The sequence below is a fragment of the Sphingopyxis sp. TUF1 genome (genome assembly GCF_036687315.1).
Classification (GTDB): Bacteria; Pseudomonadota; Alphaproteobacteria; order Sphingomonadales; family Sphingomonadaceae; genus Sphingopyxis; species Sphingopyxis kveilinensis.
The window spans coordinates 2,839,683-2,862,658 of sequence record NZ_CP144683.1 but is presented as its reverse complement, the minus strand read 5'-3'; the positions used below and the strand labels follow the sequence as shown (position 1 = coordinate 2,862,658).

The window sequence follows — 22,976 nt, the reverse complement described above, 5'->3', positions numbered from 1 at the left end:
TCTTGACCCTCATTCCGGCGCACGCTGTGATCTCGCCGGTGCGCCGTATTTGACGGCCTTCCAAGTGTCCGGCCCGGGGTGCAGGGTGTCATCTCCTCCTTAAAAGGTCGCGATCTCCGTCGGTCTATGACTTTGCCAATGCAATCTGATGGATCATTTCATCCCTTTGGCGGTTTTCGCTGCATCAGATCGGCAGTTTCCCCTGCCGGGCACTTATCACTTCGGAGGAGACAATGACGGCAGACCATCAGAGGCCGCTTGGGTCGGGTTTCGGCGCGCGGACGACCGCGACGGACGTGCTGGCCGGCATCGACTTATCCGGGCGGCGCGCGATTGTGACCGGCGGTCATTCGGGCCTGGGTCTGGAAACCACCAGAGCGCTGGCGAAGGCGGGCGCGGAGGTGATCGTAGGCGCGCGTAATGTCGATGCCGCGCAAGCGGCGACGCAAGGCCTTCCCGACGTCATGGTCAGCGCTCTCGACCTCGCTGACCTCGCCAGCGTCGCCATATTCGCGAAGCACGTTCTGGCCTATGATCGTCACATCGACATATTGATCCACAATGCCGGTATCATGGCCTGCCCCGAAACGCGGGTGGGGCCGGGGTGGGAGGCCCAGTTCGCCACGAACCATCTTGGCCCTTTCGCGCTGACGATGCGGCTATGGCCGCTGCTGGAAGGCGGCGCGCGGATCGTTTCGGTATCCTCTGCGGGTCATCACAATTCGCCGATTCGCTGGGACGATGTTCAGTTTGCCCACGGTTACGATAAATGGCTGGCCTATGGTCAGTCGAAAACTGCCAACGCCTTGTTCGCCGTCCACCTCGACCGCTTGGGCCGGGACCGCGGTGTCCGCGCTTTCTCCCTCCACCCGGGCAAGATATTCACGCCGCTGCAGCGCCACCTCACCGAGGCGGAAATGAAGGCGGAAGGGTGGCTTGACGAGAACGGCAATCCTGCCGATCCGACGTTCAAGACGCCGGAGCAGGGCGCAGCGACCCAGGTCTGGGCCGCGACATCGCCGCAGCTTGAAGGACTTGGCGGCCTGTACTGCGAGGACTGCGACGTTGCGATCCGCGCTGAGCAGGCGGAGGAACCGTTCGTCGGTGTCCGACGCTATGCGACCGACCCGGGCGAAGCGGAAAGATTGTGGAGACTGTCCCAGGAGCTGACGGGCGCTGGGTTGCCCTGAATGCTCAAAAGCTGATGCGTGTGCAGAACAGAATTGCTCGAGGCATTTTTTTGGTTCGACCGACTGCACAGTTTCTGGCCGCTCGACGGCCGTTGGCTAATCGGGATGGATCTTCGTGACACAACGTTGCTCGGTGCGATTCCCCCTGAACTCGCGGATGCCGGTTCTGCGGCCGCCACTTTTGACGTCTTCGGCTTTGCGGGGATGATGATTTCAAGAGTGAAGGCGGGTCCCGACCCGCGCCCCTTCAGCGAACCTGCCGCTTCTCCAATTTCCGCGCCAGGGTCCGCCGGTGCATCCCCAGCCGCCGCGCGGTTTCGGAGATGTTGAAGCCCGTTTCGACGAGCGTCTGGTGGATATGCTCCCACTCGACGGTCTTGATCGACGAAGGGCGCGCGTCGAGCGAGGCGTCGGGATTGCCCTCGGCGCGCTCGAACGCCGCCTCGATGTCGTCGGTGTTCGACGGCTTGGCGAGATAATAGGAGGCGCCGAGCTTGATCGCCTCGACCGCGGTCGCGATGCTGGCGAATCCCGTCAGCACGACGATCCGCATCACCGGGTCGGCGGCGCGCAGCGCCTGCACACAGGCCAGCCCCGACGCGTTGCCGAGCTTCAGGTCGACGACCGCATAGCCCGGCCGCGCCGTTTTCAGCACCGCCTCCATCGCCTCGGGGCTGTCGGCGACGAACACGTCATAGCCGCGCCGTTCGAACGAGCGCTTCAGCGTCCGTGCGAACGCCTCGTCATCCTCGACGATCAGCAATTGGCGCGTCGCGTTCATGCCTTTTCTCCACCCGGCCGCGCGAGCGCGGCGATCGGCAGCCACAGGCGCACCAGCGCCCCGCCCTCGTCGCGGTTCGCCACTGCCGCCCCGCCACCAAGCTTGCGCAGCACATTGACGAGCAGGAACAGCCCCAGCCCGCCGCCGGGGCGCCCCTTGGTCGATCGATAGGGCTGGCCGAACCCTTCGAGCATCTCGTCGCTGAAACCGGGGCCGCGGTCGGCGATCTCGATCACCAGCATCTCGCCGTCGCGCGACGCAGTGACGCTGGTCCAGCCCGGCGACACGTCGGCGGCATTGTCGAGCACATTGCCGATCACCTGCCGCAGCGCGGGGTCCGACACGACGGCGACATCGGCGCCGAAACGGTCGTGGAATTCCAGCGTTTCAGGACGCCGCGCCGCCCGCGCATAGGCGACGATCTCGCCGAGCATCGCGCGGATCGTGGTAAGCTGCGGCGCCTCGCCGCGCGCCTCTCCCGCCGACATCAAAATGCCGCTGACGATCGCCTTGCACCGCTGCACCGCCGCGTCCATGTCGGCCAGGTCCTCTTGCAGCTCGCGGTCGTCCTTCAGCCGCGCCGCCGCCTTCCAGTCGCCGATCAGCACCGACAGTGTCGACAAAGGCGTGCCCAGCTCGTGCGCCGCGCCCGATGCGAGCAGCCCCATTCGCACGATATGATCCTCCTCCGCCGCGCGCTGGCGGCTTGCGGCAAGCGCCGCGTCGCTGTCGCGAAGGTTGCGGCTGATCCGCGTGACGAAGGCGACGAGCAGCACCGCGATCAGCAGGAAGCAGACAAGGCTTCCCTTGAGATACATCCCCATCGGATCGGCGGCATAGGCGGGCGGCAGCACGAGCGGTGTCGGGTCGATGCGAAGCGCCGCGAGCGCCACCAGCGCCGCAGCGACGATCGCCCATGACGAGCGCGGGGTGAGCAGGATTGCGCCGATCACCACCTGCAGCAGGAACAGCGATGCGAAGGGATTGGCGAGTCCGCCGCTGTGGTGCAGTTGCCACCCGAGCGCGGCGACATCGAAAAGCAGCGCCGCGGTCAGCTCGGCATTGGTCACCGCGCGGCCGCGGCGGAGCAGCGCGGTGCTCGCGAGATTGATCGCGACGAGCACAAGGATCGCACCGAGCAAGGGCGCGTGCTCCAGCGAAATACCCATCGGCCCGCTGACAATGCCGATCGTCGCGAGCTGTCCGCCCACCGCGAGCCAGCGCAGCTGGATCAGCAGCGCCATGTTGCGGCGGCCGGCGGGTGCGGTGCTGGGCGCGGGCGGCAGGATCGAAATCGCGGTCATCATTTGCGACTATGCCAAAACCGCGCGGTAAAAAAGAGATACAGGTCGAACACCATGCTGCCGACGGCATGGCGACCGACCGCGGGCGGCGCGTTAGCCGTCAGGCGGCGCTGCGCATCCGGTTGCGGCCTTCGCGCTTGGCGGCATAGAGCGCTTGGTCGGCGCGGTGCAGCAATTCCTCGACATCGGGTTCGCCGTCATAAACGGCAAGGCCGATGCTGACCGTTGCGCGCGGCAGGGCGTCATCGGCCGCAGTGCCCACCTCGACGGCCTTGCGAACGCGCTCGGCGACCATCTCGGCCGCCTGCGCGCTCGATCGCTGGAGAATGCAGACGAATTCCTCGCCGCCGATCCGGCCCAGCATATCCTCGTCGCGCAGCGCCGATTTTGCGCGCTGCGCGACGCGCTGAATCACCCGGTCGCCGATCGCGTGGCCGTGCGCATCGTTGATCCGCTTGAAATGATCGATATCGAAAATCGCCACGGCCAGCGGCGCACCATGCTCGCGCGCGCCCGCCATCGCGCGTTCGAGGAATGCCAGCGTATGCCGGCGGTTTGGCAGACCGGTCATAATATCGGTATTCGCAACGCGCTCGGCGGCATTGCGCGCCGCCTCCAATATCCGCGCATTTTCGACCGTTTCGGTTACGTCCTGGGCGGTCCCGAAAATCGCGATCGCCCGGCCGCCGCGGCCCCTTTCGATCGATCCGTGCGACTTCACGTGCCGGACCTGCCCGTCGGCGCGGACGATCCGGCCCTGGAATTCGAACGGCTCGCCTGTCCGCACCGCTTCTTCAAGCACCCGGCTCACCGCCGCCCGGTCTTCGTCAAGATATTGCTGAACGCTATATTCGACATCGACCGGCGTACCGGGCTCGATCCCGTGGATGCGATAGGTCTGATCCGACCAATAGATGGTCCAGCCGACCAGATCGACGCGCCAATGGCCGACCAGCGCCGCCGCCTCGGCCTGAAGAAGCCAGCGATTGCTTTGCTCGAGCCGCTTTGCCAGCCGTTGCCGCACGATCAGCAGCGCGGCAAGCGGCAGCGTGGTGAGCAGCAGCGACAGCAGGTAGAATTGCAGGAAGAGGACCTTGATTTTGGGGTCGCCTTCGATCGCCATCATCGGCCCGTAACCCTGACCCGACAGCATCGACGCGATGATCGTGACGATCAGCATCCCCGCCGCGGCGCCAAATGGGCCCAACCGGTGGGCCGCCGCCACAACCGCGATGCACGGCAGAAAGGTCATCGGAAAGTGCGACTGCGAAAAGGTGACGATCGTGACGATGCCGGTCATGACCAGGATCGCCGTCGCCTCGGTCATCATCGCGCGCGGCACCTTTTCGAATGCCTTCAAATCCATCATCCGCGCCAGCATCACGATCGGCGGCGTGACGATCAACATGCCCAGCAGAACGGTCGTCAGCCACGACAGGAAAAAGTCGGGGGCCTGGCCCGCGAGCAGCGTCGCCAGCCCGGCGCTCGCAACGCTGGCGACAACCGCGGCGATGCAAAAACCTACGACCGCGCGTGGATCCATGAACGACAGCTCGCCGGGCTCGCGGCGGCGGATCAGCCACAGTGCGGTCAGCGCCTCGACACCGTTCGACACGGTGAAAGCCATGCTCGACCAGAACGGAGTACCGGTCCATATATTCGCGGCCACGCTGGCGATCGCCATGCCGCCGAATGCCGCGGGGCGCGCGCGGCGGGGCATCAGGAGCAACAGGGCAAGGAAGTATCCGCTCGCCGGCCACACCGCGGCAATATTGTCGGCCCCCTTGGTGGCATAAAGCGACAGGCTCGCCAGCAGGAAATATCCCGTGGCGGTGAGCAGCAACCAGAAGACCGCTTCGACTCTTTTGGGCAGCGACCGGGTCATCAGGCCAGTTAGCTGAAAATAGGAAAATAAACCGCTAATTATTCTCGCGCGGGCTTGTCCTGTCCTACGCCGCCAAATGTCAGTCCGACAACTTCGGCGACCTTGGCCTCGTCCCATTCGATGCGGCGGTCGAGGATCAGCATCGCCAGCCCATGCACCAGCGCCCAGGCATGCAGCGCCGCGGTGTCGGGATCCCCGCCGCCGGGCAGCGCTTCGCCGACCCCGGCGCGCAGCAGGTTATAGGCAACTTCGCCGCCGTCGCCGCCCATATTGCGCTCGATCATCTGCCGCGTGAAGCTCAGGCGGAACAGCGCCGGCTCGTCGTGCGCGAAGCGGACATAGGCGATGCCGGTCGCCTTGAAGCCGGCGACCCCGCCCCCCGCTTTCAGCCACGCCTGCGCCTGAAGCGCGCCCAGCCGCCGCAGTCCTTCGTCGGCGAGCGCGTCGAGCAGCGCCTCCTTGTCGGGGAAATGCCGGTACAGCGCGGTCGCGCTGACGCCGACGTCGCGTGCCAGCGCGCGCAGGCCCAGCTCGCCGCCATCGCCTTCGGCCAATCGCTTCAGCCCCGCCGCGATCACCGCCGCGCGCAGGTCGCCATGGTGATAGGCGCTCGCCGTCTTGGGCTTACGCGCTTTTATGTTGACGCTGTTATCTTTGCTGTGCATATGTTGCCGATGTAAACATTTCGAGTCGTCCGCACAACCCCACGCCACGCGGCACTTTCGCCAACATCCGTAAGGAGGACCTCCATGGCAAGCAATGTCGAAACCCTGATCCGCGGCGCCGTCGTCAAAACCATCGGCAAGGTCGCCGAATTCAACCGCCGCCGCCTCCCCCGCCCCACCGACGCCCACCCCTTCCTCACCGGCATCCACAAGCCGATGACCGAGGAACTGACGATCGAGACGCTGCGCGTCGACGGCAAAATACCCGCGGCCCTCCGCGGCCGCTATCTGCGCAATGGCCCCAATCCCGCGGCCGCGCCCGACCCCGCCAGCTATCATTGGTTCACCGGCGTCGGCATGGTTCACGGCATCCGCATCGAAGGCGGCCGCGCCGAATGGTACCGCAACCGCTGGGTCCGCGGCGCGGAGGCGTGCGCCGCGCTCGACGAAGAGGTGCCGCCCGGCCCACGTGCCGACCGTAACGACGCGCCGAACACCAACGTCGTCGGAATGGCGGGACGCACCTTCGCGATCGTCGAGGCTGGCGGCAAGCCGGTCGAGCTCGATTATGAGCTGGGCACCATCGCGCATAATCCCTTCGACGGCACGCTCGCGGGCGCCTTCACCGCGCACCCCCACGCCGATCCCTTTACCGGCGAAACCCACGCAATCACCTATCGCGGCGACGAGCCGAACAAAGTCTGGCACGTCGTCCTCGACGCCCACGCGCATGTGGTGCGCGAAGAGGCCATTGCGGTCTGCGACGGTCCCTCGATCCACGACTGTGCGATCACCGAAAATTACGTGCTCGTCTTCGACCTGCCCGTCACCTTTTCGATGAGGATGCTCCTTGCCGGCTACCCTTTCCCCTATGCATGGAACGAAAACCACCCGGCGCGCGTCGGCCTGCTCCCCCGCAAGGGCCGCGGCGAAGACGTCGTCTGGGCGCCGGTCGATCCCTGCTATGTCTTTCACCCCGCCAACGCCTTTGAAACCGCCGAAGGCGAAGTGGTCGTCGATGTCGTCGCGCACGAAACGATGTTCGCGACCTCGAAACGCGGCCCCGACAGCGAAAAGTCGCGCATGGAACGCTGGACGATCGATCCCGCGGCGCGCACGACGACGCGCACTGTCATCCACGATCATGCGCAGGAGTTTCCGCGCTATGACGAACGGCTGACGACGCGGCCCTACCGCTATATCTACAGTGTCGCGATCCCCGACGGCCAATCGGTCGAATGGGCGCTCGCCGAAACGCGGCTATTCCGCCACGACCTCGAACTGGGGACAACGGCCATCCACGACTTTGGTCCCGGCCGTCATCCCGGCGAGTTCGTATTTGTCCCGCGCAGCGTGGCGGGACCAGAGGATGACGGATGGCTGATCGGTCTGGTCGTCGACATGAACCACGAAACCACTGACCTCGTCATCCTCAACGCCGACGATTTCACCGGATCGCCGCAAGCCGTCGTCCATCTGCCGCACCGCGTTCCGCCGGGTTTCCACGGGAACTGGGTCGCGGATTGATCTTTGCGGGGCGCTGCAAGGGCTACTATGGATCGCAAAACGTTCGTCTCGTTCGGCGGATAACCACTGCGAAACCCGCGACAAAAAGTCACCCCGCCGTTACGTCGCCACGACTCGTCGTGGAAAATCGCCGCTTTGCGCAGCGTTATTCGCGCCGCGCTCGTTCCGTTGTCACTATGACGAAAAATATCGCCCTCTCCCGCCCCGCCACGAGCGCGATTGCCGCGTTCCTGGTTCTGTCCACCCCGGCTGCGTTTGCGCAGGAAGCGCCGACGATCCCAATGACGCCTCCGGTTGCCACCCCGGCGCCGAAAACTACGCCGACGGCACCCGAGACCGGTCCCGCGACGATCGCTCCCCCCGTCGTGCAATCGACGCAACCTGCCCAGTCGCAGCCGGTGATCCGCGTTCCGCTAGACATTGCGCCTGCCGAGCCCGCTCCGGCCGAAGCCGAACCCGCGGTGCCCGCCCGCGCCGAGCGTAGCGCGCGACAAGCGCCGGTCGCATCGACCGCCGCCCCCGCCGCCGCAACGTCGGGCGCCGAACCAGCGCCCAGCGAGCCGCTCGGCGAAGCTGTCGCGGCGCCAGTTTCTGACCGGCCCATCGCGGCGCCGGCTGAACCTGTGACCGCCGAAGCGCAGCCCACCGCGCCTGCCGAATTTCCGTGGGAGCTCGTCGGCGGCGCTGCCGCGCTGATCGCTCTCGGTGGTGCTGGGCTGATGTTTGCGCGCCGTCGCCGCGTCGAACCTGATGCCGTCGAAACCGCTGCGCCGCTTGCATCGACGATGCCCGCCGGTCGGACGCCCGACCAGCCGTGGGTCACCCCAGCCTATACCGCCGCGCCTGTTCGCTCGACCCCGGCCTTCGCCGCCGCGCCAAGCGGCAGCATGGGTCGTCACGAAGCGATGGCGATGGCCGGACCGACGCCCGACAATCCTTTCCTGACCCTGTCAAAGCGTCTGAAGCGCGCGCGCTTCTTCGACCGCCAGGAACGACTCGCCTACGCCGCGACGCTGGGCGCACAGAAGGATATGACGCGGAGGCCCGTCAGCGCTTGGGAAATCGCGCAGCGTGAAGCCCCTGCCGCGGCGCAGCAGCAGGAGGTACGCCGCCCCGAACCGGCGCGCGGCTATCGCGGGCTTCGCCCCGGCCTCTCGCGCCCGTAAACGGCGAGACGCTGATCCAACAAAAAGGGGCGGTGCCTTGCGGCACCGCCCCTTTTTTGCAGCACGGCGGGAAGCCCCGCCGGACCTGAACCGAATTACTTCAGTTCAACGGTCGCGCCGGCCGCTTCGAGCTTCTTCTTCAGCTCTTCCGCTTCGGCCTTGCTGGCGCCTTCCTTGACGGCCTTCGGCGCGCCTTCGACGAGCGCCTTGGCTTCGCCAAGACCCAGGCCGGTGATCGCGCGGACTTCCTTGATCACGTTGATCTTGTTGCCGCCGTCACCCGTCAGGATGACGTCGAACTCGTCCTTTTCTTCGGCGGCAGGAGCAGCGGCGCCCGCGCCACCCGGAGCGGCAACCGCAACGGCAGCGGCGGCCGAAACGCCCCACTTTTCTTCGAGCATCTTCGAAAGCTCGGCAGCTTCCAGAACGGTCAGCGCCGACAGGTCTTCAACGATCTTTGCAAGATCAGCCATTTTCATTCTCCATCACAGCCGGGAAAGCCCGGCACAAGTTTCAGTTCAGTTCGAAATCACGCTGCTTCTTTGGCGGCATATGCGCCAAAAACCCGCGCCAGCTGGCCCGCCGGGGCTGCGGCAATCTGCGCAACCTTGGTAGCCGGAGCCTGCACCAGACCAACGATCTTGGCGCGCAGCTCGTCGAGCGAGGGAAGCGAAGCCAGCGCTTTGACGCCATCCACGTCGAGCACCACGTCGCCCATGCCGCCGCCAACGATTTCAAGCTTGTCGTTGGTCTTGGCAAATTCCACCGCGATTTTCGCCGCCGCGACCGGATCGGTCGAGGTGGCAAGCGCGGTGGGGCCGGTCAGCAGTTCGCCGATCCCGCCATAGGACGTGCCGTCGAGCGCGATTTTGGCAAGACGGTTCTTCGTGACGCGAAAGTCGGCTCCTGCATCGCGCATCTGCTGGCGCAGAACCGTCGACTGTGCGACGGTCATGCCGAGGTTGCGGACGACCACAACCGAAGCGGCATTTGCCAGCGTAGCGTTCAGCGAGGATACGGCTTCGGCCTTTTCCGTACGATCCATGCCTATACTCCACTCTGATGTCCGGATGCTCCATGCGTCGAAACGCCGGGAGCCGCCGGGCGGCTAACACACGCAACCACAGGCGCGAGCGAGGCTCACCTGCACTTGCGCTGACGATGTCCGAAGGGGTCGGTCAAGCCGCGTCACCTGGCATGCCAAGCGGGCGACCGATAAAAGACTGTTCCCCGTCTCGGCTGGAAATTAAGAAGGGCAAATCCCCCTCACCAACTGTCTCGGACGGAATTGCCAGGGCCAAGGCCCGGACAACACGGGGGCGCTCATAGCCCGAATCTCCGTAAAGTCAAGGCGCGACGTCGGGAGCAGCCATCGCGGTGCGGCGCGCGCAGGCCCCCTTGGCGTTCGCCTGGCCGCTCCTATCTGAATAGAGGAACGCAAAACGCGCCCAACGCGTTCGGCGCCTTGAAACGATGTAAGGAAAGGATGTCTGCGTGACCGATGCCCAGGGGCTGCTCTGCCCGACCTGCCGCGTGAACCTTGTCATGTCCGAACGACAGGGGATCGAGATTGACTATTGCCCGCAATGCCGCGGCGTCTGGCTCGATCGCGGCGAACTCGACAAGATCATTGAACGCAGCGATGCCGCAAGCGCGCCCGCCGCCGCCCCTGCCCGTCCGCAGGCCGCACCGCCGCCGCCGCAATATCGCGAGCGGGAATATCGCGAGCGGGGTTATGACGACCGCTATTATGGCAAGCCGCACAAGAAGAAGTATAAAAGCTTCCTCAGCGAGTTGTTCGACTGACGGGAATGCGGCGCGTCGTCAGGCGCGCCGCGCCACCCATAATGCGCGGCCGCCCAGCGCGGCGGCGCCGGTGATCGCCAGCGCATAGGCGGCCAGCGGCGACCATATCGTCACGCGCGCGCCTACGATCGCGCCCCCGACGAGTGACGACCACAGCGCCAGATGCGGCAACCAGCGCCCGTCCCCCGCCCCGCTGAGAGCATTGGCCATTTTCTGTCCCATTTGTACCAGCGTTCCGGTCATATAGGTGACGCCGACCACGGCGCCGTCGCGTCCTTCGACCGCGGCGTTGATTATTCCCATCGCCACCGCCAGGCACGCCACCGCGCCAACCACCTGATCGGCGATCCGAAGCCCGCCCGCCACAGTCAGCAGTGCAGCGACGCTGAACAGGATTACCCCGCTACGCCGCGCCTCGGTCCGCGCGGCAACGAGCGATCCCGCAACGACGCCGACGAGGAACAACAGGATGATAAGGCCGGCAACCAGCCCCGCGTAGGTCCACTCGGCGACGCCGACCGCAAGCCGCGTCGAATTGCCCGTCATGAAGGACACAAAAAAGCCGCCCGATTCGACGAAGCCGATCGCATCCACAAAGCCGGCGAGCGCCGAGATCCCCGCCGCGAGCCGCTGTTGCGACCGATCGAAACGGATCATCGCCCAGCCAGCCCCGCCGCCGCGCGTAACCGACGATCAGTCCGCCACCGCATGGCGGCGCGCATAGAGGAAATAGATTGCGATGCCGGCAATGTTCCAGATCAGGAACCAGAATTGCGTCTTCATCGGCAGGCTGAAGAAGAGATAGATACAGCCGAGTACTGCGATCCCGCCGATCACCCACGGCAAGGGCGTGCGGAAAGTGCGCGTCGCGTCGGGCGCCCGGCGGCGCATGATGAGCATGCAAATCGACACAGCGGTAAAGGCGGCGAGCGTCCCCGCATTGGCGAGCGCAGCAAGCTCGCCCAGCGGTATGAAGCCCGCAAGAATCGCGACGACGATCGCCGTAAAGATGGTGATGCGCACGGGCGTCCCGCGCGATGACAGCTTGGCGAGGCTCGCGGGGAGCAGCCCGTCGCGCGCCATCGTGAAGAAGATGCGGCTTTGTCCATAGAAGAAGGCAAGGATGACCGTCGGCAACGCGATGACCGCCGAAACGGCGAGATATTGCGCCGCGAGCGGGCTGCCAAGTTCGCGCAGGATCAGCGCGAGCGGTTCGGGGCTGTTGGCGAAGCGCGTGTAAGCGATTGCGCCCACCGCAGCGACGGCAACAGTGATATAGATAGCGACGCAGGCGAACATCGACCCGATAATGCCGATCTTCAGGTCGCGGTCGGGGTTGCGCGTCTCTTCCGCCGCGGTCGCGATCGCGTCGAATCCGTAAAATGCAAAGAAGATGATCGCTGCGGCAGCCATCACCCCGCGTTCAACGCCGTCAGGGCCCATATGCTTGGCAAAGCCATAGGGGCTGAAGGGTTCCAGATTGGCGGCGTTGAAGGCGGGAAGCGCGACCGCGACAAAGATCACCAGCGCCAGCACTTTCACCAGCACCAGAAATGCGTTGAGCGTCGCACTTTCGCGCGTGCCGACCAGCAAAAGTCCGGCAACGACCGCAATGATCGCGATCGCCGGCAGGTTGACTATCCCACCCAGTTCCGGCCCCTGCATGAGCGCCATCGGCACGCCCGCCCAAGCCTCGAGCAGTGGCGCGGCATAACCCGACCAGCCGACCGCGACCGCGCTGACCACCAACGAATATTCCAGGATCAGGCTCCACCCGACGACCCACGCGATGATCTCGCCGATCACGACATAGCTGTAGGTGTAGGCGCTGCCCGACGCAGGGATCATCGTCGCCATTTCGGCATAGGCGAGCGCCGCGCAGGCGCAGATCAGCCCGGCGACGGCAAAGGAGAGGATCACCGCCGGTCCGGCCTTGTCGGCGCCGACGCCGATCAACGTCAGAATCCCCGTGCCGACGATCGCGCCGACGCCGAGCGCAATCAGATGCGGCCAGCCCAATGTGCGCGCCAATCCGTGTCCGTCCGGTTGATGCTGAACGATCGATTTGCGGCGCATCAGGCTGTCGGACATAAAGTGGCTCCCCTTTGATTGTTTATGGCTTTTCGCCCTGCGCCGCTTGTACGCGCGCCGGGCGGCAACGCAAGCCGGGCGTTTCGGTGCGGCAACCTAGCCAAAGCGCCGCTTTCCGACTAAAGGCCCGCGATGCATTTTCTCGATCAGGCCAAAATCTTCATCAAGTCGGGCGACGGCGGCCCCGGCGCCGTCAGTTTCCGGCGCGAAAAATATGTCGAATATGGCGGCCCCGACGGCGGCAACGGCGGCAAAGGCGGCGACATCGTGTTCGAAGCGGTCGCCGGGCTCAACACGCTCATCGACTTTCGTTATACACAGCATTTCAAGGCGAAGCGCGGCACACCCGGCGCGGGCCGCGACCGCACCGGCGCGGGCGGACCCGATCTTGTCATCCAAGTGCCGATCGGTACGCAGATCCTCGCCGACGATGAAGAGCGCAGCCTGCTCGCCGATCTCACCAAAGAGGGCGAGCGCGTCCATTTCCTGCGCGGCGGCGACGGCGGGCGCGGCAACGCCAGCTATAAAACCTCGACCAACCGCGCGCCGCGCCAGCACGGGCCGGGCTGGCCGGGCGAGGAAATGTGGGTGTGGCTGCGCCTCAAGCTGCTCGCCGACGCGGGCCTCGTCGGGCTGCCCAACGCCGGCAAATCGACCTTCATCAACGCCGTCACCAATGCGCAGGCCAAGGTCGGCGCCTATGCTTTCACCACGCTGCGCCCGCAGCTCGGCGTCGTCAGTCACAAGGGGCATGAATTCGTCATCGCCGACATTCCAGGGCTGATCGAGGGCGCGGCCGAAGGCGCCGGGGTCGGCGACCGTTTCCTCGGTCATATCGAACGCTGCCGCGTCCTGCTCCACCTCGTCGACGCCAACGACACCGACGTCGCGACGAGTTACCGCATCGTGCGCGACGAACTCGAAGCCTATGGCGCCGATCTGATCGACAAGCCGGTGATCGTCGCGCTGAACAAGATCGATACGCTCGACGACGAGCTGATCGCCGCGCTGTCGGCCGAACTCGCCGAAGCGAGCGGCCATCCCGTGATGGCGCTTTCGGGCGCGAGCGGCGCCGGGATCGACGCGGTACTCGACAAGCTGCTCGAAGCTATCGGCCAGCCCGAACCCGGGCCCGATGCCGATGAAGACGAAAAGGGCGGCGACTGGTCGCCGATCTGACGCGAATTTTCATTATTCCCGTAAAGGCCGCGCTTCCACTGCTCCGTCTACCGATAGGCCGCGATTCCGGCCCCCTCGGGGCCCGAACAGGAACGAAACGCTCCGCAGGGAATTTCATGCGGAACAACAAGGATTTCGCATGACACGCAAGGCTCCCTCTCTCGTTCTCCTCGCGTTTGTGGTGGTGGCGTACCCGGCGATTGCTCAAACTGAGGGCAACAGCAGCGAAAAACGCACGCGCCTGATCCTCGGGCCGCAGCTGTCACCGTCGTCGCCCGGCGCCGATAAATTCAGCGTCGGCCCCTATATCGACTTGTCGCGCGCACGCGCGGGTGAGAATTTTGAGTTCGAGGCCCCCGACGAAAGCTTCGGATCGCCGCTCGTCCATTCCGGCGATTTCGCCTTTGGCCCCGCGCTCGGTTTCATCGGCAAGCGCAAGGCGTCGGACATCGGCGCCGACCTCCCTAGCGTCGGTTTCTCGTTCGAGGCAGGCGGTTTTGCCCAAGTGAACCTGACCCCCGCGCTCCGCCTGCGCGTCGAGGCGCGCAAGGCCTTCTCGGGCCACAAGGGCTGGGTCGGCGAAGTCAGCGCCGACTATGTCGCGCGATCGGGCGACGACTGGCTGTTCTCGATCGGTCCGCGCGTAACGCTGGGCGATGCCAAATACCACCGCGCCTATTTCGGCGTGACCCCGGACGCGGCGGTAACGTCGGGCCTTCCCGCCTTCGATCCCGGCGGCGGCATCCAGTCGGTCGGCGTGACCGCGGGCTATCTACGCCAGCTCAGCCGCCGCTGGGGCATCGGCGTCTATGGCCGCTACGACCGGCTCGTCGGTGATGCGGCGGATTCGCCCGTCGTGCGCCAGCTCGGTTCGCGCAGTCAGCCGTCGGTGGGCATCGCGCTCAGCTACACCTTCGGCGGAAAACCCTAACCCGCGGCGATCCGCCCGCCCGCAATGCGATAGCGCGTCACCGGCCCCGGCATCGCGTCGAACAGCGCAGCTTCGGTCCCGGTCAGCCACGCCTGCCCGCCCTGCCCCGCGAGCCGCTCATAAAGCGCCGCGCGGCGCAGCGGGTCGAGATGCGCCGCCACCTCATCGAGCAGCAGCACCGGCCGCTGTCCGCGAAGCCTTGCGACGCAATCGCCATGCGCGAGGACGAGCGACAGCAGCATCGCCTTTTGCTCGCCCGTCGAACAACGTGCGGCGGCACGGCCCGTAACGGCATGAACCGCCGCCAGGTCGTCGCGGTGCGGCCCCGCGGTCGCGCGGCCCGCAGCGGCGTCGATCCGGCGGCGCGCGGCGAACAGCGCCCGCAGCGCCTCGGCGCTATGCGGGGCGGCGCGTTCCTTGCCCTCGCTGTCGACGAGAGTGAGCAGCGGCCGCGCAAAGGGCGCATCGGGCTGCCCCGCCAGCTCGGCCGAAAGCGCCGCGAGCGTATCGAGCCGCGCCGTGTCCATCGCCGCGCCATGCTCGGCGAGCTGCGCTTCCAGGCTCGCGAGCCACGCCGCATCGGCGACGGACAAATCGGCGAGCAGCTTGCCGCGCGCGCGCAGCGCCGCTTCATAGCGGTTGCCGTGCTGCGCGTGGCGCGGGTCGAGCGCGAGGACGAGACGGTCGAGAAAACGCCGACGGTTGCCCGCGGTCTCGACGAACAGCCGGTCCATCGCCGGGGTCAGCCACAATATCGCGAGCCATTCGCCCAGCGCCGTCGCGGCGGCGGGCGCGCCATTGATGCGGACGATGCGCCGTCCGGGCTGCGCGGGTTCGATCCCGGTTCCCAGCGCCACCGGCGGCAGCTCGTCGCCCGCCGTCACCTCGGCAAAGATGGCAAAGCCGCCGCCCGCGCCGTCACGCACCATGTCGGACAGCGGCGCGCGGCGCAGCCCCCGTCCCGGCGCGAGCAGCGAGATCGCCTCCAATATGTTCGTCTTGCCCGCGCCATTGTCGCCGTGCAGCGCGACCAGCCCCGACCCCGCCGCCAGCTCGGCGCCGGCATGATTGCGAAAATCGGTGAGCGAGAGGCGGGCAAGCGTCATGCCCGACCGCGCCTACCGCAGCCGATGCGGCGACGCCAGCACCGACGCGCATCGACCCGCCAGCAACTGTGCGCAATATTTCCCCATCGTTGGGAAAATTCACTCATCCGACGCAAATTTCGCATTATCCAATTTTCGATGGAGCCACAAAACCCCGGTTAACCGCGGATGAATGCAATTGGCACGCCTCATGCATAACTGTTGGCATCCACCGGATGGTCCGGATGGAAGGTTTAAGGAAGGATAAAATCATGGCCCATTTCAACGTCAACGCCGTCAAGAGCTACGCCCTCGCCGCTTTCGCCTCGCTTTACGCCTCGGCGATGCTGTTCGCGATCGTCGGTCAGAATGGTGCGCAGGTTGGTCAGCTGATCGTCTGATCGGCTGACGACCTCCCACAAAGAACGCCGGCCCTCGGGCCGGGATCGAAAGGAAAGAAATGAAACAGGGTTTTCGCAAGAATCGCCGGAACGGCATCCTCTTCGGCGTCTGCGCCGGGATGGCGGACCACTTCGGCTTCGATGTCTTGTGGACGCGCGTCGCCTTTGCCGCCCTGACACTCCTGGGCTTCGGCCTGCCGCTGCTGCTGTACCTGACCGTCGCGATCCTCGCGCCATAGGACAGCCACGGGCCGGTCGCCTCAGGCACCCCGTTCACCGGCCCCAGATTCCCGAAATCAAAGGGCTCACCGGCCACCGCCGGTGGGCCCTTTTCCTTATCCGTGCGGCCGGATCAGATATTTCTCGCCCGTCCGCTTGGCATTATAGGCCTGCGCGGTTTCGACATCGAGCGCCTCGGTCAGCGAGATTTCGTGGCTGTAATGGCTCTTGAAGGTCGTCGTCAGCTCGTCGACGACGCGCTGGCGCATCCGTCCGACAACCTCCATTCCCGCTTTTGCCATGAACGGCGTCAGCAGGAATCCGCCGAGCGCCCACGTCAGCCCGAAACTGCGCGCCGAGAAGGTTGTCGGCGACAGGTCGAGCGCGCCATAGATATAGACCTGCTTGAACGTGTCGGACCCATAACGGCTGTATGTCGTCATGCGCCGCACCGCCGCCGCCTCCATCGCGGTCAAAATCTGCCCCGCCAGCTTGCCGCCGCCCGTCGCGTCGAACCCGATCGTCGCCCCCGTTTCGGCGATCGCGTCGATCAGCCGGTCCATGAAATCGTCGGCGCTGCTGTTGACGACATGTTGCGCGCCGATGCCTTTCAGCAGCGCGACCTGCGCGTCGCTGCGCACGATATTGACCAGCGGGATGCCGTCCTTTGCGCAAATCTTGACGAGCATCTGACCCAGGTTCGACGCCGCGGCGGTGTGGACGATCGCGCTGTGCCCCTCCATCCGCATCGTTTCGGTAAAGGCCAGACTGGTGAGCGGATTGACGAAGCAGGAGGCGCCGTCCTTCGGGTCCGTGCCGTCGGGCAGCGCCATCGTCATCTGTACGGGAAGGCAGCGATATTCGGCATACATCTCGCCGCCCAGCACCGCGACGGTCTTGCCAAGCAGCGCCTGCGCCTCTGCCGACGCGCCCGCCGCGACGACGGTGCCGCAACCTTCGTTGCCGATCGCCATCGCCTCGCCCACGCGCCCCGCCATCGCACGCATCCCGGCGGGCGGGACATCGGCGGTCAGCACGGGCAGCCCATTGCGCTCCGAAGCGCGCGCGGTGCTCATGTCGGCGCCGCCGAACAGCAGGCCCAGGTCCGACGGGTTGATCGGCGCGGCGAGCAGCTTCACCACCACTTCGTGCGGCTTGGGTTCGGGCATCGGCCGTCGCTCGAGCGACACTTCCAGCTGCCCTTCGGGCTTCACGAGCGTCAGCATGGTGAGGTTGGTTTGGGGCAGGTCGGTCATCGCGCGTCTCCCGTCGCATTTCAGTTTCTGGATGCAACGGGAATAGGACGATGCGGCGGGGCTGGCAATCGCTCCCCAAGAAAATTTGGTCCTCATCCCGCATGCGTCATTGCGAGCGCAGCGAAGCAATCGCCAGCTATCGCACCGACCGGATGCCCACTGGAGATTGCTTCGTCGCTTCGCTCCTCGCAATGACGCCCTGGGCTACCCCGTGCCGTAAAAACGCGCGAGACGGTCGAGCGCCAGTCCCAGCACGAGCTTGCCCGATCGCGCGGGCCAGCCCAGCGCCTTTTCGGCACCGCCGATCCCCTCGCCCGCGCAGATCACCCGCCAGCAAATGTCGGCCAGCCCCGGCCCCGCCGCATCGAGCGCACCGTGAAAGCGCCGGTGAGCATCGATCCGCGCCAGCGACGCATCGGCCGCACGCGCACCGGCGCGACTCTTCCCCGGCGCCACCGCGTCCCAGCGCATCGTCACCCGCGCTGCCAGTCCCGCACGCTCATAATCGGCGCGCAGCCGCTCGCCCGCCCCCAACTGTGCAGGTGTCAGCAGCCCGCGCGAGGCCAGCCAGTCAATCGGGCTTTCGCCGACATTGACGGTTACATGCCGCATGACCTGTGGCCCCGTTTTGCCGGGATCGATCCGGTCGTCGGGGTGAATGCGGGTTTCCAGGCGGCGTGCGGTCATCTCGGTCTCCTCTATCTAGACAGAGGGCTTGACATTGGATGATTATGTAGGAAAGAAAAAACCGATTTGGTTATAGGAAGGCAAAGGCCGTGATCAACAGCATCCGAACCGTCCGCCGCGCGAAGGGCCTGACGCTGGAGGAGGTCGCGCAGCGCTGCGATCCGCCGACCACCGCGCAGACGATCGGCCGCCTCGAAACCGGGACGCGCACGCTCTCGCTCGGCTGGATGAACCGCATCGCCACGGCGCTCGGCGTCGATGCCGCCGAACTCGTGCGCCTGCCGCAGGATGCGCAGCTGACGATCACCGCGCTGCTCGGCGCCGACGGCGCGCACGCGCCGACGCGCACCGAACAGGCGCTCGCCGCGCGGCCGGGCGAGGATATGGTCGCGGTGCGTGTCACCTCGTCGATCGGCGACTATCGCGCGGGTGACGAGATCTGGTGCCGCCGGATCGAGGGCGACTGGGCCAGCGCGCTCAACCGCGACCTGCTCGTCCCCCGCCCCGCCGGCCGCTTCTTCTTTGCGCGTCTGCTCAACGTCGACGGCGAAAAGCTCCACCTGCTTCCGCTCGGTACTGGGCAACGGCAACAGGTCGTCAGCAACCCGCCGTGGGCCGCGGTGGCGGTGCGCTTGATGCGCTCGCTTTAATCCCACGCCGTTTGCCCTGAGCTTGTCGAAGGGCCGTCCTTTTCACTCTGCGCACAAGGAAGAACGGTGCTTCGACAAGCTCAGCACGAACGGATGAGAGTTCGGGGATGACGACTCCCCTGCGTATCCTCTCGATCGCCACCCTCTTTCCCGATGCCGCGCGCCCCAACTTCGGCCTGTTCGTCGAAAAAAGCCTCCTCGCGCTCGCCGCACAGCCGGGAATCGAACTCACCGTCGTCGCTCCCGTCGGCCTGCCGCCGTTCCCGCTTTCGCTCCACCCACGGTACCGCGCGCTGCGCAGCTTGCCCCGCGCCGAGCAATGGCACGGCCTCTCCGTCCTGCGCCCCCGCTTTACGCTGATCCCGCGCCTCGGCGCGCGCCTCAATCCGGCGGCAATCGCGCGCGCCGTGCTCGACGCGGTTGCGGACCGACCCTTGGACGTGATCGACGCGCAATTCTTCTACCCCGACGGCCCTGCCGCGATGCGCGTCGCGCGTGCGCTCCGCCTGCCCTTTTCCATCAAGGCGCGCGGCGCCGACATCAGCCATTTCGGCTATAATCCGGCGACACGCACGCAATTGCTGGGCGCCGCGGCGAAAGCCGCGGGCCTGCTCGCCGTCTCCGACACAATGCGCCGCGACATGGCCGCGATCGGCATCGATTCGGCAAAGGTCGCAGTCCATTACACGGGCATCGACACCGCGCGCTTTCATCCCGGCGATCGCACCGCGGCGCGCGCGGCGCTCGGCCTTGACGACGCCCCGGCGATCCTCTCGGTCGGCGCACTCATCCCCCGCAAGGGACAGGCGCTCGTCATCGAAGCACTCCCCGCCCTCCCCGGCGTGCATTACTGGCTCGCTGGCGCGGGCGCGGAGGAAAGCCGCTACCGCGCGCTCGCACGCCAGCATGATGTCGAAGCGCGCGTGCATTTCATGGGCCCCCTCGCCCACGCCGACCTGCCGCAGCTTTACCGCGCCGCCGACATCGTCGTGATGCCCTCGGCCAGCGAAGGTTTGGCCAATGCGTGGGTCGAGGCGCTGGCCTGCGGCACGCCGATCGTCATCAGCGATGCGGGCGGCGCGGCCGAACTCGTGCGCCTTCCCGCCGCGGGCCGCATCGTGCCCCGCGCCTCCGGGGCGATCGCGGAAGCGGTGCAGGACATACTCGCCGCCCCGCCATCACCGACCGACGTGGCCGCGAGCCTCGATGGCCGCTTCGACTGGAACCGCAACGGCCGCGAACTGGCCGACCATCTGCGGCGCTGCGCGGGCTATTAAGATATGCAGTTGATCGGAGCGCCGGTTTTCGACCGATAGCGGACAATAAAATCCTCCCTGTCGCGCAGCGATGGGGAGGTGGCAGCGCGAAGCGCTGACGGAGGGGCTTTGGCGCTGCCGTTGCTGCCCTCCACCACTCGCTGCGCGAGCGGTCCCCCTCCCCATGGCTTCGCCACAGAGAGGATTTAAGGTCCGCTCCCCACCCCAAACCGGACGCCCGCCGGCCCCGTTAAACCACCGCGCCGTCGTCGTTCTTGCCCGCCACGCGCTCCGCGCCTTCGGTTGCCGCGGTCGTGCGCGGCACGAAGCTGTGCGGCCCGACCTTCAGCCAGACGAGGACCGGCGTCGACATCAGGATCGACGAATAGGTACCGACGAACACCCCGAACAGCATCGCGGCGGTAAAGCCGAAGATAACGTCGGGGCCCATCACCAGCAGCACGCCGAGCGCCAGCAGGATCGACACGCTGGTCATCACGGTGCGCGACAGCGTTTCGTTGATGCTCAGGTTGAGCAGCGGGACAATGTCCATCTTGCGGTATTTTTTCAGGTTTTCGCGAATGCGGTCATACACGACGATCGTGTCGTTCAGCGAATAGCCGACGATCGTCAGCAGCGCCGCGACGCTGTTGAGATCGAACTGGATCTGCGTGACCGCAAAGAAGCCAAAGGTCAGTGCGACCTCGTGGAACAGGCGGCCGAGCGCGCCCACGCCGAACTGCCATTCGAAGCGGATCCAGATATAGATCGAAATGCCGAGCATCGCGAGCGCAAGGCTGATTGCGCCGGTCCGCAGCAATTCTTCGGACACCTTGCCCGACACGGTTTCGACCGACCCGGTCCGGGCGGTCGGGAACGCCTTCTGGATCCCGGCGACCAACTGCTGCCCCGCTCGTTCGGCGGCGGCCTTGTCGCCGTCGGGAAGCGCGGTGCGGATCGACACGGCGTTGTCGGTTCCGAACTGCTGGATCGTCGCCTCGCCGATGCCGATTTCGCCCACGGCCTCGCGAATCTCCTCGATCGGCGGCATGCCCTGCGTGAATTCGACGCGCACCGACTGGCCGCCGACAAAGTCGATCCCCAGGTTCAGGCCCTTCACCGCCACCAGCGCGATGGAGACCACCACGAGGAAAAAGCTCATGAAAGAGGCGAGTTTCCGCCACTTCAGAAAGTCGAAATTGGTGTCGTCGGGGACGAGTTTGAGCAGGCGCATCGTTCGGTCCCTCCTTAAATATTGATGGTCGTCGGGCGATTGGTCCGCAGCCAATGGGCGACGAACATGCGCGTGACGGTAACGGCGGTAAAGACGCTGGTGACGATGCCGATGGTCAGCACCACCGCAAAGCCCTTGATCGGCCCCGACCCGAACCAGAACATCAGCCCCGCGGCGATAACATTGGTGACGTTGGCGTCGAAAATCGCGCGGCTCGCCTCGGTATATCCCAGCTCGACCGCCTGGAACGGCCGCCTTCCGCGTTTCAATTCCTCGCGGATACGCTCGTTGATCAGCACGTTCGCGTCGACCGCGGCGCCGATGGTGAGCACGAAACCCGCGATCCCCGGCAGCGTCAGCGTGGCATTGAAGGCCGCCATGATCGCGATGATCAGGAAGACGTTGAAGATTAGCGCGAGGTTCGCATAAACGCCAAAGCGGCCATAGACCACGAGCATCAAGGTCAGCACGGAAACCGTCGCGATGATCCCGGCCAGCACGCCCTTTTCGATCGAGTCCTGACCCAGTTCAGGCGAAACCGTCCGTTCCTCGACGACCGTCATCTTCACCGGCAGCGCGCCCGATCGCAGCGAGATCGCCAGCGCATTGGCGCTCGCGACGCTGAAGCTTCCTGAAATCTGCGCGCTACCGCCCAGGATCGGTTCGTTGATCGACGGCGCCGACAATACTTTTCCGTCGAGTACCATCGCGAATCTTTTACCGACATTCTGCGCAGTGACCTTGGCAAAGGCACTCGACCCGGCCGAGTCGAAGCGGATCGACACCACCGGCTCGTTGGTCTGCGGGTCATAGCTTTGCTGCGCATTGATCAGCTGCTCGCCGCTGATCATCACCTGGCGGCGCAGCACCTCGAACGCCGCGCCATTGCCTTCGCCCGGCGCATAGGGGACGATTTCGCTGCCCACCGGCACGCGGCCTGCGGCGGCTTCATTGGGATCGGCATTGGCGTCGACCATGCGGAACTCGAGCCGCGCGGTCTTGCCGATCAGTTCCTTCAGCGCGGCCGGATCCTGAAGCCCCGGAACCTGCACCACAACGCGGTCGTCGCCTTCGCGGATGATCGTCGGCTCGCGCGTGCCCAGCGCGTTGACGCGCTTGTCGATGATGTCGCGCGCGGTATCCATCGCATTCGCCACCGCCTGCGTCTGTCCGGCGCTGGTCGGGCTCAACACGATGCGCGTCGAATCGACGACATCGATGTTCCAGTCGCGCTGGCCGGTCAGCCCCGCGCCCCGCGTCTCGCTGAACAGCCGTTCGCGCGCTTCATCGAGCTTCGTGGCATCGCGGACGAGGAAACTGATGCGGCCGCCCGTCGTCGACAGTTCGCCGATCGCGATGTCGTCCTCCGCGCCGCTATCGCCGCGCATCGCCGTGCGCACCGTCTTTTCCATGTTGGTGAGCTGCGTCTTGCGCAGGTCGTCGATGTCGGCTTCGAGCAGCAAATGGCTGCCGCCGGCCAGATCGAGTCCCAGATTGACCTTGACCTGCGCAAAGCCCGGCAGGCTTTCGAACGTCTTGGCCGGCAGGAAGCTGGGGATGGTGAAAAGGACGCCGAGCAGCAGGATGATGCTGATGCCGATGGTTTTCCAGCGCGGGAAATCGAGCATGGTCTGTGATCCGATTGCAAAAAGGGGGAGCCGCG

At 65.8% G+C, this 22,976-nt stretch carries 23 protein-coding genes; 10 read left to right on the top strand and 13 right to left on the bottom strand.

The genetic code is table 11. The annotated features are described in order from the left end of the window. Positions 1 to 233: 233 nt before the first annotated feature. Positions 234 to 1,190: an SDR family NAD(P)-dependent oxidoreductase gene (locus VSX77_RS13475; RefSeq protein WP_338425122.1), complete on the top strand. Its 957-nt coding sequence runs from the start codon at positions 234 to 236 to the stop codon at positions 1,188 to 1,190. Between the two features lie 247 nt (positions 1,191 to 1,437). Here the strand turns inward: VSX77_RS13475 and VSX77_RS13470 are convergent, their stop codons facing one another. The 4 genes from VSX77_RS13470 to VSX77_RS13455 form a co-directional block, all read right to left on the bottom strand. Further along, on the bottom strand, positions 1,438 to 1,971 hold the full coding sequence (locus VSX77_RS13470; protein ID WP_338425121.1) for a response regulator transcription factor: 534 nt from the start codon (positions 1,969 to 1,971) through the stop codon (positions 1,438 to 1,440). Continuing rightward, positions 1,968 to 3,275 (bottom strand): ATP-binding protein, encoded by a 1,308-nt coding sequence (locus VSX77_RS13465; RefSeq protein WP_338425120.1) that lies wholly within the window; start codon positions 3,273 to 3,275, stop codon positions 1,968 to 1,970. The genes VSX77_RS13470 and VSX77_RS13465 overlap by 4 nt, the downstream gene beginning before the upstream one ends. Before the next feature lie 100 nt (positions 3,276 to 3,375). Continuing rightward, positions 3,376 to 5,160, bottom strand: a complete 1,785-nt coding sequence (locus tag VSX77_RS13460; protein WP_338425119.1) for a sensor domain-containing diguanylate cyclase — start codon at positions 5,158 to 5,160, stop codon at positions 3,376 to 3,378. 38 nt (positions 5,161 to 5,198) lie between these two features. Further along, the gene (locus VSX77_RS13455; protein WP_338425118.1) at positions 5,199 to 5,825 is read right to left on the bottom strand and encodes a TetR/AcrR family transcriptional regulator; all 627 of its coding nucleotides are present in this window, start codon (positions 5,823 to 5,825) and stop codon (positions 5,199 to 5,201) included. 84 nt (positions 5,826 to 5,909) lie between these two features. Between VSX77_RS13455 and VSX77_RS13450 the strand changes: the two genes are divergently transcribed. Together VSX77_RS13450 and VSX77_RS13445 are read left to right on the top strand one after the other, a co-directional pair. Beyond that, a complete protein-coding gene (locus VSX77_RS13450; RefSeq protein ID WP_338425117.1) occupies positions 5,910 to 7,352 on the top strand; it encodes a carotenoid oxygenase family protein in 1,443 nt (480 codons plus the stop codon). Between the two features lie 281 nt (positions 7,353 to 7,633). Continuing rightward, positions 7,634 to 8,518 (top strand): hypothetical protein, encoded by an 885-nt coding sequence (locus VSX77_RS13445; RefSeq protein WP_338425116.1) that lies wholly within the window; start codon positions 7,634 to 7,636, stop codon positions 8,516 to 8,518. Between the two features lie 95 nt (positions 8,519 to 8,613). Here VSX77_RS13445 and rplL read toward each other — a convergent pair whose 3' ends face one another. Both rplL and rplJ read right to left on the bottom strand, forming a co-directional pair. Beyond that, entirely contained in the window at positions 8,614 to 8,991 is a 378-nt protein-coding gene (rplL, locus tag VSX77_RS13440; RefSeq protein ID WP_188237745.1) for a 50S ribosomal protein L7/L12, read from the bottom strand. Positions 8,992 to 9,047: 56 nt separating this feature from the next. Then, a complete protein-coding gene (gene rplJ, locus VSX77_RS13435) occupies positions 9,048 to 9,563 on the bottom strand; it encodes a 50S ribosomal protein L10 (protein ID WP_338425115.1) in 516 nt (171 codons plus the stop codon). Positions 9,564 to 10,063: 500 nt separating this feature from the next. Here rplJ and VSX77_RS13430 point away from each other — a divergent pair, with 500 nt between their 5' ends. Then, entirely contained in the window at positions 10,064 to 10,324 is a 261-nt protein-coding gene (locus VSX77_RS13430) for a zf-TFIIB domain-containing protein (protein ID WP_338427274.1), read from the top strand. 18 nt (positions 10,325 to 10,342) lie between these two features. On the opposite strand, the gene VSX77_RS13425 is transcribed toward VSX77_RS13430, so the two are convergent. Beyond that, positions 10,343 to 10,981 carry a YoaK family protein gene (locus tag VSX77_RS13425; protein WP_338425114.1) on the bottom strand — a complete coding sequence of 213 codons (639 nt, stop codon included), beginning with the start codon at positions 10,979 to 10,981 and terminating at the stop codon, positions 10,343 to 10,345. A gap of 36 nt (positions 10,982 to 11,017) precedes the next feature. Beyond that, entirely contained in the window at positions 11,018 to 12,415 is a 1,398-nt protein-coding gene (locus VSX77_RS13420; protein WP_338425113.1) for an amino acid permease, read from the bottom strand. A gap of 132 nt (positions 12,416 to 12,547) precedes the next feature. Between VSX77_RS13420 and obgE the strand changes: the two genes are divergently transcribed. Together obgE and VSX77_RS13410 are read left to right on the top strand one after the other, a co-directional pair. Next, complete coding sequence (obgE, locus tag VSX77_RS13415; protein ID WP_338425112.1) at positions 12,548 to 13,594, top strand: GTPase ObgE; 1,047 nt, start codon at positions 12,548 to 12,550, stop codon at positions 13,592 to 13,594. Positions 13,595 to 13,733: 139 nt separating this feature from the next. Further along, positions 13,734 to 14,525, top strand: coding sequence for a MipA/OmpV family protein (locus VSX77_RS13410; protein ID WP_338425111.1), 792 nt, complete (start codon positions 13,734 to 13,736; stop codon positions 14,523 to 14,525). Here VSX77_RS13410 and recF read toward each other — a convergent pair. Beyond that, on the bottom strand, positions 14,522 to 15,631 hold the full coding sequence (gene recF, locus VSX77_RS13405) for a DNA replication/repair protein RecF (protein WP_338425110.1): 1,110 nt from the start codon (positions 15,629 to 15,631) through the stop codon (positions 14,522 to 14,524). The two genes, VSX77_RS13410 and recF, sit on opposite strands and share 4 nt — an antisense overlap. Positions 15,632 to 15,882: 251 nt before the next feature. Between recF and VSX77_RS13400 the strand changes: the two genes are divergently transcribed. Then, positions 15,883 to 16,011: a hypothetical protein gene (locus tag VSX77_RS13400; protein WP_338425109.1), complete on the top strand. Its 129-nt coding sequence runs from the start codon at positions 15,883 to 15,885 to the stop codon at positions 16,009 to 16,011. A 59-nt stretch (positions 16,012 to 16,070) separates the two neighbouring features. Next, complete coding sequence (locus tag VSX77_RS13395) at positions 16,071 to 16,250, top strand: PspC domain-containing protein (protein ID WP_338425108.1); 180 nt, start codon at positions 16,071 to 16,073, stop codon at positions 16,248 to 16,250. A 96-nt stretch (positions 16,251 to 16,346) separates the two neighbouring features. On the opposite strand, the gene VSX77_RS13390 is transcribed toward VSX77_RS13395, so the two are convergent. Then, positions 16,347 to 17,486 (bottom strand): zinc-binding dehydrogenase, encoded by a 1,140-nt coding sequence (locus VSX77_RS13390; RefSeq protein WP_338425107.1) that lies wholly within the window; start codon positions 17,484 to 17,486, stop codon positions 16,347 to 16,349. A gap of 204 nt (positions 17,487 to 17,690) precedes the next feature. Continuing rightward, on the bottom strand, positions 17,691 to 18,173 hold the full coding sequence (locus VSX77_RS13385) for a DUF6456 domain-containing protein (RefSeq protein ID WP_422397230.1): 483 nt from the start codon (positions 18,171 to 18,173) through the stop codon (positions 17,691 to 17,693). Positions 18,174 to 18,262: 89 nt separating this feature from the next. Here VSX77_RS13385 and VSX77_RS13380 point away from each other — a divergent pair, with 89 nt between their 5' ends. Both VSX77_RS13380 and VSX77_RS13375 read left to right on the top strand, forming a co-directional pair. Beyond that, complete coding sequence (locus VSX77_RS13380) at positions 18,263 to 18,823, top strand: helix-turn-helix domain-containing protein (protein WP_338425106.1); 561 nt, start codon at positions 18,263 to 18,265, stop codon at positions 18,821 to 18,823. A gap of 107 nt (positions 18,824 to 18,930) precedes the next feature. Continuing rightward, the gene (locus tag VSX77_RS13375) at positions 18,931 to 20,100 is read left to right on the top strand and encodes a glycosyltransferase (RefSeq protein WP_338425105.1); all 1,170 of its coding nucleotides are present in this window, start codon (positions 18,931 to 18,933) and stop codon (positions 20,098 to 20,100) included. Positions 20,101 to 20,329: 229 nt separating this feature from the next. Here VSX77_RS13375 and secF read toward each other — a convergent pair whose 3' ends face one another. Beyond that, positions 20,330 to 21,313 (bottom strand): protein translocase subunit SecF, encoded by a 984-nt coding sequence (secF, locus tag VSX77_RS13370; RefSeq protein ID WP_338425104.1) that lies wholly within the window; start codon positions 21,311 to 21,313, stop codon positions 20,330 to 20,332. Between the two features lie 14 nt (positions 21,314 to 21,327). Beyond that, positions 21,328 to 22,941 carry a protein translocase subunit SecD gene (secD, locus tag VSX77_RS13365; protein WP_338425103.1) on the bottom strand — a complete coding sequence of 538 codons (1,614 nt, stop codon included), beginning with the start codon at positions 22,939 to 22,941 and terminating at the stop codon, positions 21,328 to 21,330. Between the last annotated feature and the right edge of the window lie 35 nt (positions 22,942 to 22,976).